11 protein-coding genes are annotated in these 14,148 nt (G+C 65.0%); 5 read left to right on the top strand and 6 right to left on the bottom strand.

Annotated elements, in window-relative coordinates:
* Window positions 1-3 precede the first annotated feature (3 nt).
* Window positions 4-798: an amino acid ABC transporter ATP-binding protein gene (locus ACFVTG_RS09230; RefSeq protein ID WP_390279760.1), complete on the bottom strand. Its 795-nt coding sequence runs from the start codon at window positions 796-798 to the stop codon at window positions 4-6.
* On the bottom strand, window positions 795-1,874 hold the full coding sequence (locus ACFVTG_RS09225; RefSeq protein ID WP_390279758.1) for an amino acid ABC transporter permease: 1,080 nt from the start codon (window positions 1,872-1,874) through the stop codon (window positions 795-797). Before ACFVTG_RS09225 ends, ACFVTG_RS09230 begins: the two co-directional genes overlap by 4 nt.
* Before the next feature lie 284 nt (window positions 1,875-2,158).
* Between ACFVTG_RS09225 and ACFVTG_RS09220 the strand changes: the two genes are divergently transcribed.
* Together ACFVTG_RS09220 and ACFVTG_RS09215 are read left to right on the top strand one after the other, a co-directional pair.
* Complete coding sequence (locus ACFVTG_RS09220) at window positions 2,159-4,150, top strand: FAD/NAD(P)-binding protein (protein ID WP_390279756.1); 1,992 nt, start codon at window positions 2,159-2,161, stop codon at window positions 4,148-4,150.
* Between the two features lie 56 nt (window positions 4,151-4,206).
* A complete protein-coding gene (locus ACFVTG_RS09215) occupies window positions 4,207-4,728 on the top strand; it encodes a GNAT family N-acetyltransferase (RefSeq protein WP_390279754.1) in 522 nt (173 codons plus the stop codon).
* A gap of 2 nt (window positions 4,729-4,730) precedes the next feature.
* Here the strand turns inward: ACFVTG_RS09215 and ACFVTG_RS09210 are convergent, their stop codons facing one another.
* Window positions 4,731-5,309, bottom strand: a complete 579-nt coding sequence (locus tag ACFVTG_RS09210; protein WP_284755284.1) for a DinB family protein — start codon at window positions 5,307-5,309, stop codon at window positions 4,731-4,733.
* Between the two features lie 44 nt (window positions 5,310-5,353).
* Between ACFVTG_RS09210 and ACFVTG_RS09205 the strand changes: the two genes are divergently transcribed.
* The 3 genes from ACFVTG_RS09205 to ACFVTG_RS09195 all read left to right on the top strand — a co-directional run bounded on the left by ACFVTG_RS09205 (window position 5,354) and on the right by ACFVTG_RS09195 (window position 8,779).
* A complete protein-coding gene (locus ACFVTG_RS09205; RefSeq protein ID WP_284755286.1) occupies window positions 5,354-5,911 on the top strand; it encodes a dihydrofolate reductase family protein in 558 nt (185 codons plus the stop codon).
* A 56-nt stretch (window positions 5,912-5,967) separates the two neighbouring features.
* Window positions 5,968-7,674: a helicase HerA-like domain-containing protein gene (locus ACFVTG_RS09200; protein ID WP_390279752.1), complete on the top strand. Its 1,707-nt coding sequence runs from the start codon at window positions 5,968-5,970 to the stop codon at window positions 7,672-7,674.
* A 112-nt stretch (window positions 7,675-7,786) separates the two neighbouring features.
* Window positions 7,787-8,779 carry a hypothetical protein gene (locus ACFVTG_RS09195; RefSeq protein WP_390280209.1) on the top strand — a complete coding sequence of 331 codons (993 nt, stop codon included), beginning with the start codon at window positions 7,787-7,789 and terminating at the stop codon, window positions 8,777-8,779.
* Window positions 8,780-8,814: 35 nt separating this feature from the next.
* Here the strand turns inward: ACFVTG_RS09195 and ACFVTG_RS09190 are convergent, their stop codons facing one another.
* The 3 genes from ACFVTG_RS09190 to ACFVTG_RS09180 all read right to left on the bottom strand — a co-directional run bounded on the left by ACFVTG_RS09190 (window position 8,815) and on the right by ACFVTG_RS09180 (window position 13,344).
* Window positions 8,815-10,788: an NHL domain-containing thioredoxin family protein gene (locus ACFVTG_RS09190; protein WP_390279750.1), complete on the bottom strand. Its 1,974-nt coding sequence runs from the start codon at window positions 10,786-10,788 to the stop codon at window positions 8,815-8,817.
* Window positions 10,788-12,953: a cytochrome c oxidase assembly protein gene (locus tag ACFVTG_RS09185; protein ID WP_390279748.1), complete on the bottom strand. Its 2,166-nt coding sequence runs from the start codon at window positions 12,951-12,953 to the stop codon at window positions 10,788-10,790. Before ACFVTG_RS09185 ends, ACFVTG_RS09190 begins: the two co-directional genes overlap by 1 nt.
* A 106-nt stretch (window positions 12,954-13,059) precedes the next feature.
* Window positions 13,060-13,344 carry an HU family DNA-binding protein gene (locus ACFVTG_RS09180; RefSeq protein ID WP_184739845.1) on the bottom strand — a complete coding sequence of 95 codons (285 nt, stop codon included), beginning with the start codon at window positions 13,342-13,344 and terminating at the stop codon, window positions 13,060-13,062.
* Window positions 13,345-14,148 lie beyond the last annotated feature (804 nt).

Genomic DNA, 14,148 nt, shown 5'->3' with positions numbered 1-14,148 from the left:
TCCTCAGATGTTGAAAGCTGGTTCGATGACTTTGGAGAAGAAGCTCCGCGTCCGGGGTTCACGGGGATTCGCGAAGATCTCCTGGGGACTGCCTTGCTCCACGATCTGGCCTTCGTCCATGAAGACCACGGTGTCTGCGACGTCGCGGGCGAAGCCCATTTCGTGCGTGACGATGATCAACGTGGTGCCCGACGTGGCGAGTTCGCGAATGACGTCGAGGACTTCGTTGACGAGTTCCGGGTCCAGCGCCGAGGTGGGTTCGTCGAAGAGCAGGATCTTGGGGTCAAGGGCCAGCGCCCGGGCGATGGCAACGCGCTGTTGCTGGCCGCCGGACAACTGCCGTGGATAGGCATCGGCCCGGTCCTTGAGGCCGACGCGGTCCAGGAGTTCCAGCGCACGCTTGCGCGCTTCGGCTTTGTTTCGGTGGAGCGCGACGACGGGTGCTTCGGTCACGTTTTCCAGCGCGGTCAGGTGCGGGAACAGGTTGAAGTTCTGGAACACCATGCCGATGTCCGTGCGTTGCTTGAGGATGTCCTTTTCGCGCAGTTCGTGCAGCTTGTTTCCGCGGACCTGGTAACCCACCAATTGGCCGTCGATGGTGATGTACCCGCCGTCCACCTTTTCCAAGTGGTTAATAGTCCGCAGAAGCGTGGACTTCCCCGAGCCGGAGGGTCCCACGATCACTGCGACGCCGCCTGGCGGCACCGTCAGGGACACACCCTTGAGGACTTCCGTTCCCCCAAAGGACTTGCGGACGTTGGTGATTTCCACGTGGCCGCGGGATGCAGCGGTACTCATCGGGCATCCTTCGCTCGGTCAAGGTTCGCTCGGTCAAGGTTCACGGGTGCGTGGGTGGCAAAGAACTTCCTTGCCTTCTGCAGCGGAGTGAGCGGCAGGTTGCGGACGGCGCCCTTCGAGTAGTGCCGCTCGATGTAGTACTGGAACACGCTCAGGACCGAGGTAATAGCCACGTACCAGAGCGTCGCCACGAGGAGCAGCGGAAGGACCTGTTGGGTGCGGTTGTAGATGACCTGCACGGTGTAGAACAGCTCGGAGTAAGCCAGGACGTAGACAATCGAGGTGCCCTTGACCAGGCCGATGATCTCGTTGAAAGCGGTAGGCAGAATGGCCCGCATGGCCTGTGGCAACACGATCCTGGTGGAGCGTCGCCATGCCGGAATGCCCAGGGCAGCGGCTGCTTCGAGCTGGCCCTGATCCACGGAGAGGATGCCGCCGCGGATGATCTCCGCCGAGTACGCCGCCTGGTTGAGGGTCAGGCCCAGGACCGCCGCCGCGAATTGGCTGATGAGCGTGGTGGTCTGGACCTCGAAGAAGCGGATATCCGTGAAGGGGATGCCCAAGCTGATTTTCTCGTAGAGGTAGCCCAGGTTGTACCAAAGCAGCATCTGGACCAACAACGGCGTGGAGCGGAAGATCCAGGAGAACGTCCAGGACACCGAGAGCAGCAACGGCGATGCCGAGAGCCTCATGAGGGCCAGGATGAAGCCGAGGACAAAGCCGAGCGCGCCGGAGATGGCCGTCAGCTTGAGGGTCTCCACGAGGCCGTTAACCACGGACTGCGCGGTGAACCATTGCGCTACCACGCCCCATTCCCAGCGCGGATTCGTCGCGAGGGACCAGGCGACCGCGACGACGCCAAGAGCCACCACAACGGTGCCCACCCAGCGCCATGGATGCCGGGCCGGGACGAGTTTGTAGCCGGAGTAGTCGGCTGCGCGCCGAGCGGCGGCACCCTCGGCGGCGGCACCCTGGGCGGTAGCCGCCGTCGGGCTTTTCGCGACGGCGCTGGCAGGCGCCGGTTCCGGTGCAGATTGCTGTGCGGACTGCGCCACTGTGGTTGCTGCTGAACTCATGCGCCACCTCGCTTCGTATCGCTTGTTTTATGGGATGGCTGCCAATCTAGGGGTGCCCTCGAAGCGGCTGCAAGGCGGATTTTTGCACTTCTTCACGGGGCTTAATGGCGCTTCGCGGGGCTTCATGGCGCTTCGCGCGGCTTCATAGGGAGCCATATGAGTCGGTTCTTTGCGCTTGTTGACGCGCCGTGACGTGTAGTGAACGGCCGTTACCAACGCCTCGACCAAGGCCCCGCCACGTCCCTAGGCTCGGGTACCACCAGCCACCACCAACAGGAGTTGCTATGCCGTCCTTCGCCCCCACCATCGTGTTCATTGGCGGTGGTCCGCGCTCAGCCGGCATCCTCGAACGGCTCGCAGCCAACAGGCCCGGCCTCTTCGACGGTCCCCTCTCCATCCACGTCGTGGAGCCGTACGAACCCGGTTCCGGGAGGATCTGGCGCTATGACCAGAGCCCGGGACTGCTGCTCAACTCCACGGCAGCGGACGTCACGATGTTCACCGACAGCTCCGTGGCCTGCGACGGTCCCTCCGTTGACGGTCCGGGCCTCGCCACATGGGCAACCGGCGTGCTGGACGGTTCCATCCGCGACGTCCCGGAGTTGGAAGCCCACCTCCTCGAGCAGCTCCGGGCGCTGACACCGGCATCGTTTCCGACCCGCCAGCTCCAGAGCAAGTACCTCGAGTGGTTCTTCCGCAGGGCCGTAACGGCCCTCGGCCCGGACGTCACCGTGACGATCCACCGGGACACGGCAACCGCCGTCGAACATCCTGCTTCAGGGCGCGACGGCGGAGCGGGATACCGCGTGCAGCTCGCTTCAGGCGGGGTGCTGGAGGCGGATCTGGTGTTGTACTCGCTGGGTCACACCGACTCCCGTGCCGAACCGGAATCAGCGCGGCTCGCCGAGTTCGCCGCCCGGAACGGCGGGTTCCACGCGGCGCCGTCGTACACCACCGACGTCGACTATTCGGCGATCGCACCTGGCCAGGACGTCCTGGTATCGGGCATGGGGCTGGCTTTCGTGGATCTGTTGGTGCTCTTGTTCGAGGGCCGTGGCGGCCGCTTCGAAGACAGGCCCGACGGCGGCCTGGACTATGTGCCGTCCGGCGCCGAACCGCGGCTCTGGGCAGGCTCCCGGCGCGGAGTGCCGTACCACTCCAAGATCTCCTCCGCCCTGCGCGGGGAACCCGTCGGCGCCCCGCGGTACTTCACCGCACGCGCCGTGGAATCTCTGCTCGCCGCGCACGAGGAGCTGGATTTCCGCGCGCAGCTTTGGCCGCTCATCGCCAAAGATGCCGGCTACGCCTACTACCGCGAGCTCTTCACCGGCTATCCGGAACGCGTCCACGGCGGCTGGGACGAATTTTCGACGCGCTTCGATGCCCTGGATTGGTACAGCCGCGAACGCGAAAACCTCGTGGCCTCGGCCGTCCCGGACCCGACTCTCCGGCTCGACCTCGAGGCCCTGGACCAACCGTTCAGCGGTTGCGCCTTCGCGGACCATGCCGCGGTGCAGAGATCGGTGGCGAACTACATCGAACGCGACCTCAAGCTCCGCACGAGTCCCGACCATTCGGAAACCCTCGCCTTGTTCTCGGCCCTGCTCCGCGTGTACATGGAGCTCGGCCGGTTGGTCCCGCAGGAGCGGCTCAATTCGCGCTCCCAACAAGCGGTGCACGGATGGTGGCACGGCTTCTTCAGCTTCGTGGATTCCGGCCCGCCGCCCCATCGGTTGCGGGAAATCCTCGCCCTGCACCGGGCTGGATTCCTGCAGTTCCTGGGACCGGGCATGTGGGTGCGTCCGGACGAGGCCAGCGGCCGTTTCGTGGCCGGTTCCTTCCAATCGCCCGTGGTGGTGGACGCGGCGGCGTACATCGAGGCCCGCTTGCCGTCGCCGTCGGTGGCGCGATCGGCCAACCCCGCGCTGGCGGACCTGCACGACGCCGGTTGGGGCACCGAACAGTCGCTCCTCACCTCGGACGGTCCCCACTCCACCGGTAAGCTGTTGGTCTCGAGTTCGCACGAAGTCCTAGCTCCCGACGGCGTGCGGCAGGCGGGGCTTTTCGCCGTCGGACCATGGACCTCGGGTTGGGGCGCTGGGGCGTTCGCACGGCCCGGAACCAACGCAGCACCGTTCCGCGAGAACGACGCCCTGGCCCGCCGCCTCCTGGCCGAACTCGCGGCCCCTCACCCAACCAGCCCCGTCCGCCCAACCAGCCCCGTCCGCCCAACCAGCCCCGTCTGCCCAACTGACTCGCAGTTGTTGTCGTTTTGACGCCTCATAACGACAATAACTGCGAGCTAGTTGGGCAAATTCACGAAAGGTAAGCCATGACAACAACGCCAACCCTGCCGTCGTCGGGCCTTTCCGTCCTGACACTGCCCATGCGCGATCCACGCGTCAAGCCACTCCTGGACGAACTCGCCGTCGAATACACCACGCGCTACGGCGACCTCTTTGGCAGCGGAGGCGCGGCCGAGGAACTCAACCGGTACCCGGCCGGCGAGTTTGCCGCACCCCACGGTGCCCTGCTCATCGTGCAGGACAACGGCGAAACCGTGGCGGGCGGGGCATTCCGCCGCTACGACTCCCGCACGGCGGAACTCAAGCGGATCTGGACGCATTCGGCGCACCGGCGTCGTGGGCTGGCCCGGTTGGTCCTCGCTGAGCTGGAGGCCGAGGCGGCGCGGCGCGGCTACCGCCGGATCTACCTCACCACCGGTCCGCGGCAGCCCGAAGCCAAGAACCTGTACCTGGCCACCGGCTACGCCCCGCTGTTCGACGTCGACGCGGATCCGGAAGAGATCAAGCACTTGGCGTTCACAAAGGACCTGGCGTCCGCTCAGGCGTGACCCTAGCCCACAGCCTGGCGTGCCGCGGCTTCGATCCGTGCCCAGTGGGCGGCCCATTCTTCGGTGCTTCGCTGTGACAAGTTCGGGTCCCCGGGACCTTTTCCCGCCGAACCGTCGATGAGCTCGCGAAGTATGTCGGCATGCCCCAAGTGCTGGGCTGTCTCGACGCACATGTGCACCAGGATCTGGTGAAGCGTCACGTGTCGGCGTTCTTCAGGCCACCACGGCACTTCCCCGGGAGCGTCGAGTGGGAGCGACTCGATGGTTGCATCGCTGTGCTCGGCCGAGTAGCGGTGCAGTTCGATGATCTCTTCCCTGCTCTCCCCCGGAGGAACCCACAGGTCCGCATCGGCTTCGGCGTCGTCGGCAAACCACGGTAATTCCCGGCCGCTGGGCCGGCCAAAGACCTCCCCGAAGTACCCAAGCTCCACGCTCGCCACGTGCTTGACCAGTCCCAGGAGGTTGGTGCCGGTAGGGGTCATAGGCCGGCGGACGTCGTACTCGTCGAGTCCGTCAAGCTTGGCGAGGAGCTCGCCGCGACGGGCGCGCAGATATTTGAGCAGAACCGCTTTGTCATCCATCCGGGCACTATACCGTTGCCGTCGCGAGTGTGTACCGTCTGTGCATGGCAAAACTGATCTACGCAGGGATCATGTCCCTTGACGGTTACACCGCTGATGCCGAAGGAAAGTTCGATTGGAGCATGCCGGACGAAGAAGTCCACGCCTTCGTCAACGACCTTGAGCGGCCCATCGGTACCTACCTCTACGGCAGGCGAATGTACGAGGTCATGTCCGCATGGGAGGACATGACCCTTTCCGGGGAGCCACCGGTCATGCGGGACTACGCGCAGATCTGGCGTGCCGCGGACAAGATCGTGTACTCCACCAGTTTGGGGAGTCCGTCCACCGCCAGGACACGCCTCGAGCGGGAGTTCGACGCCGGAGCCATCCGGGCGCTGAAAGAGTCCGCACAGCAGGACATGTCCATTGGTGGCACCGTACTCGCCGCCCAGGCCATCAAGGCCGGGCTGGTGGACGAGTTCTGCCTCTTCCTCACGCCGGTGGTCGTCGGAGGCGGGAAACAATTCCTCCCCGACGGCGTGGGCCTGACGCTTGAGCTGTTGGACGAGCGTCGCTTTGGCAACGGCGTCGTCTACCTCCGGTACGCCAAGCGAGCATAAACCAGTACTGCAAAGTTTTCGGCCAATCCGCGGGACTGGACCACTAGGCTATGCGCATGGCCAAGAAAACCACAGCTGAAAAACTTGCCACGATCCAGCAGGGATACACCCTCGATGGCCCCACGATCGAGCTAGGTGCCGCCATCGTCGACGGCGAAGTCCACAAAGAAGCTCAAGTCCGGTTGCCGCTGTCCATGATGAACCGGCACGGCTTGGTGGCCGGGGCCACGGGCACCGGCAAGACCGTCACCCTGCACATGATGGCCGAACAGCTGTCCACGGCCGGAGTCCCCGTCTTCCTGGCGGACATCAAGGGAGACCTTTCAGGACTCGCCACCGCGGCGACGGCCAGCGAGAAACTCACGGCCCGCACCGCGAGCCTCGGCCAAGAGTGGTCAGGCAAGGCTTTTCCGGTCGAGTTTCTCTCGCTGGGCGGGGATGGCAACGGCGTTCCCGTCCGCGCGACCATCACCTCGTTCGGCCCCATCCTGCTCTCGCGCATCATGGAACTCAACGACACCCAGGAATCCAGCCTTCAGCTGATCTTCCACTTCGCCGACCAGAAGAAACTGGAACTGATCGACCTCAAAGACCTGCGGGCAGTCATCCAGTTCCTGACCTCGGATGAGGGCAAAGCGGAACTCGAAGACCTCGGCGGACTGTCCAAGGCCACGGCCGGGGTCATCCTGCGCGAACTCGTCAATCTCGAGGCCCAAGGCATGGAGAAGTTCTTTGGTGAGCCGGAATTCGACACCGCGGAACTTCTCCGCACAGCCCCCGACGGCCGCGGGGTGATCAGTTGCCTCGAACTTCCCACGCTCCAGACCAAACCCATGCTGTTCTCGACGTTCCTGATGTGGCTGCTTGCGGACCTCTTCGAAGACTTGCCCGAAGCGGGAGACCTGGACAAGCCCAAGCTCGTGTTCTTCCTCGACGAAGCCCACTTACTCTTCACGGATGCATCCAAGGCCTTCCTCGAAGCCATCACCACCACGGTGCGACTCATCCGGTCCAAGGGCGTCGGAATCTTTTTCGTCACCCAGACGCCGAAGGATGTCCCTTCCGCCGTCCTCGGCCAGCTTGCCAACCGGGTCCAGCACGCCCTGCGCGCGTTCACCCCGGAGGACGCCAAAGCCCTCAAGGCCACCGTGTCCACGTTCCCGGTGAGCGACTACGACCTTGAGGAAACCCTCACCTCCGCTGGTATAGGCGAAGCGGTCATTACCGTCATGAACGAAAAGGGCGCGCCAACGCCCGTGGCGCTGACGAAGCTGCGAGCGCCCGAATCCGTGATGGGGCCAAGCACGGACGAGCTGATCCGCAGCACCATCGGCGCTTCCTCGCTGCTGCCGAAGTACGGCACGGCGGTGGACAACATTTCGGCATACGAGAAACTGACCGGCAAGGGCACCGCACCCGCCACCGGAGACGCAGCGCCGGGTCAGCCGCCGGTACCTGCTTCCCTTGACCCCAATGCCGTTGACGCCGACGCCCGCAGGATCGAGGAAGAGATCCTTGGCCGTCCCAGCAGCCGTCCGCTGCCAGGCTCCGCCCCCGAAGAGTGGCCCCCCGCACCAGCACCTGCCGACGCACCGGCACCTGTTCCGCAGCAAGGCGGGGACGGCATGATGGGCGATCTCGCGGGCGTCCTGGGTGGTGCGCTCGGCGGCGGAATCAAGAGCATGGCACGGTCCTTCGGCACGCAGCTCGGCCGGGAATTGCTCCGCGGCGTGTTCGGAACCTCATCGCGTCGGCGCCGCTAACGCGGAGCCGCCGCCCGCCGTCGGGCCCCTTCCGAAAGCATGTTCAGACGTCACGTGAGAGGAAGGATGCCGGGGTATTGCGGAACCGGCGGGTAACGTAAAGGGCGTGCAGTTGAGTCAAGCGTTGGTCAAGACCGCGGCCGGGTGGCTGCTCGGTCTGATGCTTGCCGTGGCCGCTGCGATCGTTTCCATCAACCTAGTGAGCAACTCCATAGCGAGCCCGCAGCAGCAAGTGCGCGATTACATCGCGGCTCTCCAGCAGGGACACGGCGGGGAAGCCCTTGGGCTCCTGCACGCGTCAGTACCCAACGCCAATGCCGCGATGCTGGACGGTACGGCCCTGCAGACGGCGGCGTCGAAGATCACCGATATCAAGCTCGGCAACGCCGAATCCCGTGGCGGCAACCGGGTGACAGTCCCCATGGACTACCAGATTGACGGCAAGGCCCTGCACTCGGACTTTCTGCTTGAACGGACGGGCACCGAGTGGCTGTTCTTCGGCAAATGGTCCTTCGTGCCGTCATCCTTGCCGACGATCGAGGTCACCGTGGTGAATGCCAACGAGGCCACCCTGAATGGCGTCCCGGTGAACTTGCCCAATGGCCGCAACAGCTTCGCGGTGTTTTACCCCGGCCAGTACGAAGCCAGCCTCACCGGCAAATATTTCTCGGCGCCGGCTACCAGCACCTCGGTGACCACCGGCGCCCTGCCTCAGGCACCCGTCAACCTTCTGACCAGGCCAACGGACGCCATGATCAAGGTGGTGAGCGACAAGGTCAAGGAATTCCTGGACACCTGCGCCGCTGACGCCACCAAGCAGCAAAAGCTCCAGCCCGACTGCCCGTTCTACCATGTCACCAATAGCCGGGTGGTGGACGGCACCATCAAATGGGAAATCACGGAATATCCCAAGGTCAGTATCGACCCCTTTAACGGACAGTGGGTCGTGGCGCCCCTCAACGGCAAAGCCAAGGTAACAGCCCGCGAAATCGACCTCTTCAGCGGGCTGGTCGGCGACCTCAGCGCCGTTCACGACTTCAGCTTCACCACACGTCTGGACATAGGGGCGGACACCATCACGGTCACCCCGCTGGTGAGCTTCTAGCTTCGACGGCTAAAACCCGCCCGGCCAACCCGCGCCTAGTCCATCCCGCGCAGGTCGAGCACCAGCTCGGAATCGCCGTCTGCCTGCAAAACCACGGGGATGCCCCAGTCCTGCTGGTAGAGGTGGCACGCGGCGTGATCGGGGATTTCCCCGTCCTCAGTCTCCGGGCCATCGCACGCAGCCGCGCGGGCCGTAATGTGGAGGATTCCCTCAGGCACGTCCGAGGACAGCTCGAGGGTCCGCAGCAGCCCTACCGAGGTGCCACCGCCGGAAAGCAGCAGCTCGGGCGGGGTCGACGAAATCTTCAGTTGCGTAGGGTCGCCCCAGCGGTCGTCGAGCTTCTGTCCGGTCGGTGCCGTGAAACGCACCGTGAGCTCCAGGTTTCCCGGCGCCACGGGACTCTTGGGCCGCTGCGTCTGGGAGGCGCCCTCGTCCACCTGCTGGGCTTCCTTAGGGATGGGAACGAGAACTAGCTGGTGCTTGTTGGATTCGACCACCACCAGCAGCGGTTCGCCGCCTTCCGGGTAGACCACGACAACGTCGCTCGGCTCTGCGAGTCCCCTCGCCAGGGTGGACACGGCCTTAGCCGCAGGATCGTAACGCCGCACGGCACCGTTGTAGGTGTCTGCGACGGCCACCGAGCCATCGGGGAGAACTGTGACACCGAGAGGGTGCTGCAGGCGGGCTTCGGTGGCCTCGCCGTCCCGGAAGCCGAAATCGAACAGGCCCTTGCCCACAGCCGACTCGACGGTCACGCCGGTTTCGCCAAGGACCAGGCGGCGCAATGCCGAGGTCTCGGAGTCGGCCACCCAGATGTTGTCGTCCGCATCCACGGCCAGGCCGGAAGGCTGCGCGAACCAGGCTTCCTCGGCGGGGCCGTCAAGCAAACCTTCGAGGCCCGAGCCGGCCAGGATGGACACCTCGCCAGAGAGGGGCTCGAAGGCGAAGATCTGGTGCGTGCCGGCCATCGCGATGACAACGCGCTGCAGCTTCTCGCTCCACACGACGTCCCACGGCGAGGACAGGGACACTCCGGTCCCGACACCCAGTACCCCGACGTCGATGGCATCGGCCGCGAAGTCAGCCGGACCGGCGTCGTGGTGTTCAGCCCAAACGCCGGCACCGCTTTCCGTAACCCGGGCAGGGCCGGCGTCGAGCAGGCGCTGGACGCCGTTGCCGGCAACTGTCTGCACATAACCCGAGCTGAGCGTGACACCGCGGAGGCGGTGGTTCACGGTGTCCGCGACCACTGCTTCGTAGCCAAGCTGCCAAGCGAGCGACGACGGGAGCACCGCCACGCCCTGCGGCTCGTTGAACTGGGCAATTTCCGCTGCGCCGTCCAGGTAACCCTTTGTTCCGGAGCCGATGACGCGTTCCACCGTCTCAAGGTCGGGACGAAGTTCCACCAGTCGGTGGTGGCCGGAATCGACCACTAGGTAGTTGCCGTTGTCCAGCTGGGTCGCCTTGCCGGGGAAGCGCAGGGTGCCCGACGTCGGGACGGGAGCCACGTAGGGGCCGTCACCGCGGTGGAGGGTCCCCTTGGCTTCGTGCTCGGCCACGAGCTCCTCGAGGAGCACCGCAAGGCCGTCTGCGTGGCCCTCACCGGAAAGGTGCGCCACGATGTAGCCCTCAGGGTCCACAACCACCAGTGTCGGCCAGGCGCGGGCCGTGTAGGCCTTCCACGTGGCGAGCTCGGGGTCGTCCAGGACGGGGTGGTGGATCTCGTAACGCTCCACGGCGGATGCGAGGGCCACGGGATCGGCTTCGTGTTCGAACTTGGGAGAGTGCACGCCGACCGTCACCAGGACGTCGGAGTACTTTTCCTCGAGCGGGCGCAGCTCATCCAGGACATGCAGGCAGTTGATGCAGCAGAACGTCCAGAAGTCCAGCAGCACGATCTTCCCGCGCAGCGCTTCCAGGTCCAGGCTCTTCCCACCGGTGTTGAGCCAGCCACGGCCCACCAGTTCAGAGGCGCGGACACGCAGTTGGGTGCGTACGGTTTCGCTCATCAGCGTCCTTCCAGGTTGGTCTTGCTTTCGGGCTGCTTGGAGTCCCGATCAGCCAGTTTGGCATCGCGGTCTGCAAGCCGCGCAAACATATCGTTGTAAGCATTAAGGTCGGCGTCGTTATTCCTGTCCGCCGCCCGGTCGGTGCGTTTGGTCTCGCGCTCATCCGAACGCGACCACATGACCGCGACGCCGATCGCCACCAGCAAGGTGGGAACTTCGCCGATTCCCCAGGCCACGGCGCCGCCCGTCTGCTGGTCGAGCAAGGCCGATTGTCCCCAGGTCCGGCCAAGGTTGCCGAAGTAGTCGGCAGCGAGGAGTCCGGTGCCTCCCATGATGGACACTCCAAAGAACGCGTGGAACCCCATCGTGGCGAGCAAGAGAAGCAAGCGCATGGGGTAAGGCGCACGACGCGGCAGCGGATCCGTGCCGATCATGGTGAGGACGAAGATGTAGCCGGTGAGCAGGAAATGCAGGTTCATCAGTTCATGGCCCACGTGCTCACGCATTGCCCAGCCGAACGCGTCCGAGAAGTAGAACAGGACGATCGAACCGGCAAAGTTCGCCGCGGCGAAGAGCGGGTGGGTCACCACCTGGGAGAACTTCGAGTGCACAAACACCAGGAGCCATTCACGAAGGCCACGGGAGCCGTCCCCGCGTGATCCCTCGCCGCGCGACGGCAGGGCCCGCAATGCCAACGTCACCGGAGAACCCAGGACAAGGAACAGCGGCGCCACCATCGTCAACGCCATGTGGTCCACCATGTGGGCGGAGAACAGTATGCGGCCGTAGACCGACGGCGGTCCGGACGTGATGTAAGTCAGGATCACTAGGCCGATCATCCAGTTCACCGCACGGAACCACGACCAGGAGTCACCGCGGCGGCGGACCTTGACCACGCCAAGGATGTAGCTCGCCGCGCCGAAGAGGGCCACAGCCACCCAAAGCCAGTCGAAGCGCCACTCGGTCAACCAGCGCGCGGGCGTCAGTTCGGGCGGCAGCTCGTAACCGGACAGGATGAAGGCGGGCGAGGCGTCGGGCGCATAGGTGGTGGGCAGCGGCGGTGCCGAACTGGCCAGCGCGACGGCGAGTCCCGACGTCGCGCCCATCACCAGAAGTTCAACCAACACCAGCTGCCACAGCACGCGGCGCGTGGTCATCGACTTGCGGCCCAGCTGCGGGATCACCCACTGGCGGTGCATGAAACCGATGCCGCCGAGGACAACGGTGGCCAGCGCTTTCGCCAGGATGATCTGCCCATAGGGAGTGCCGACCAAGGCCGAAAAGCTGGTGACACGAATGCTCGCGTTGACGACGCCCGAAGCGAAGACGAGCACGAAGGCAAAGCCTGCCAATGCTGAGAACCGGCGGAGCGTCTGCTCCGTGATGTCCCTGGTGCCTGTTGCCTTGGAACCCCGCAGGAGGCCCGAGAGAACCGCAAGCATGATGATGCCGCCCACCCAGGTGGACACGCCCACCAGGTGAAGGCCGAGCGAATTGATGGCGCCCTCATGGTCGCTGGAGCTCGCGGAGTGGCCGATGAGTGCGCTCGGCACCAGTCCGCCCAGGGCCAAGACGAGCGTCAGCGCGAGTCCCGCCAACGAGCGGACGCCGAACAGCGCGGTTGTGACAATCGCGGCGATGATCGTCACGGCGAGCCATGCCTGGCCCGTCTGGATATCCGTCATGAAATAGACGAGGGAAGCAGTGAACTGCGCGTCCCCGGAGAGGCTCTGGCCGGCCACATCCGCGTACGTCAGCACGAGGACCGCGACGGCGGAGAGCGTCCAGGCTGCGCCCGCTGCCGCCGCTACGGCCAAAGCACGGGCGAACGCGGGGTGTTCCGGGGCGTCGTCCTCCCTGGAGCGGGATACGTGCTTGGGAAGGATGACGACGGCGAAGATCAGCCCGCCGATCACAGTCGCCAAGGACACGTTGTGAATCGCTTTGGCGACGGGCAGTCCCCAGCGGACCAAGGCCCCTGGATCAGAGACCTGGCGCGCGGCCGAGGCGCCGGAGAAGATCAGGGCGCCAGCGAGAGCCAAGAGGAGTGCAGCGAAGCCCGCAAGCTGCCACGGTAGGGAGATCCCCTCAACGGCAGCGCCTGCCTTCGTTCCCGGCTTGGAAGCGGGCGAGGGGGCGGTGGCGGGAGTTTTGGCTGATGGCACCTATCCATTGTCCGCTAACCTCGGCGGCGCGGCGAATCGGGAGGATTAACACAGAAAGGCGGCAACCCGCAGGTTGCCGCCTTTCCTAGGCGTGCGCCGAAGTGTCTTACTTCTTGGCGACAGCTGCCTTCAGCTTGGAGCCGGCGGTCAGCTTGACGCTGTGGCCGGCGGCGATCTGGATGGTCTCGCCGGTCTGCGGGTTGCGGCCCGTGCGGGCTGCGCGGTCGGTGCGCTCGATGGCAAGCCAACCCGGAATGGTGATCTTCTCGCCAGCGGCGACGGAAGTCTCGAAAACTTCGAACAGGGCATCGAGCACGGAGTTGACTGCAGCCTGGCTGGTGCCAGCCTTGCCAGCTACCTCGGAAACCAGTTCGCTACGGTTCTTAGCCATTTGTGTCCTCCTGGACTTTACGATTTTGGAGCTCACACACGGCATGCGTGCGAGCCACTGTTCGAAAACTTACCAGCTTGGGAGGACACGGCCAGCAAATTCCGCGTGTTTCCGCGCTTTTTTGACCAAATTCACCCTATTTCGGGCGCTTTTGGGGGTCAATTCCGCCGCGGGCGAACTCCCCGCCCCTCAACGCTCGCTCACGTATGGCGGCTCCCGGCCCGACGCCCGCTCACTTATGCCGGGTCCCGGCCGGACGCTCGCTCACCTATGGCGGGTCCCGGCGGGACGCTCGCTCAGTGCTGCCGGGCGCTGCGGGTGTGGCTGCGTGCCGGTGCGGCGCATGGGTGAGCGGGGGTTTGTCGGAAACCGGGCCATATGTGAGCGGGGGTCTGGTCATGACCGTTGATATGTGAGCGGGGGTTGGGTGACCCGGACGCCCGCTCTCTTATGCCGGGTTTTCGTTGAACGCCCGCTCACGTATGCCGGGTCCTGGCCGGACCCTCGCTCACATCATGCGAGCGAGCGTCGGTCGTGGAAGCCACATATCTGAGCGGGGGTTTATCGAAACCGGGCCATACGTGAGCGGGGGTTTCGGGAGACCGGGCCATACGTGAGCGGGGGTTTACCGGAAACCGGGCCATATGTGAGCGGGGGTTTGCCGGAAACCGGGCCATACGTGAGCGGGGGGTTTCGGGACGCCGGCCCGCGTGCGGGTGGGTGGGTTTAAATGGTTCAGGCCCCGACGTGTGTCGGGGCCTGAACGTGAATGGTTGTCCGGCGGTGTCCTACTCTCCCACACCC

The organism is Arthrobacter sp. NPDC058127 (assembly GCF_042884555.1).
Lineage (GTDB): Bacteria > Actinomycetota > Actinomycetes > Actinomycetales > Micrococcaceae > Arthrobacter.
The sequence above is the reverse complement of the archived record's forward strand: the minus strand, read 5'-3'. Positions and strand labels throughout refer to the sequence as shown.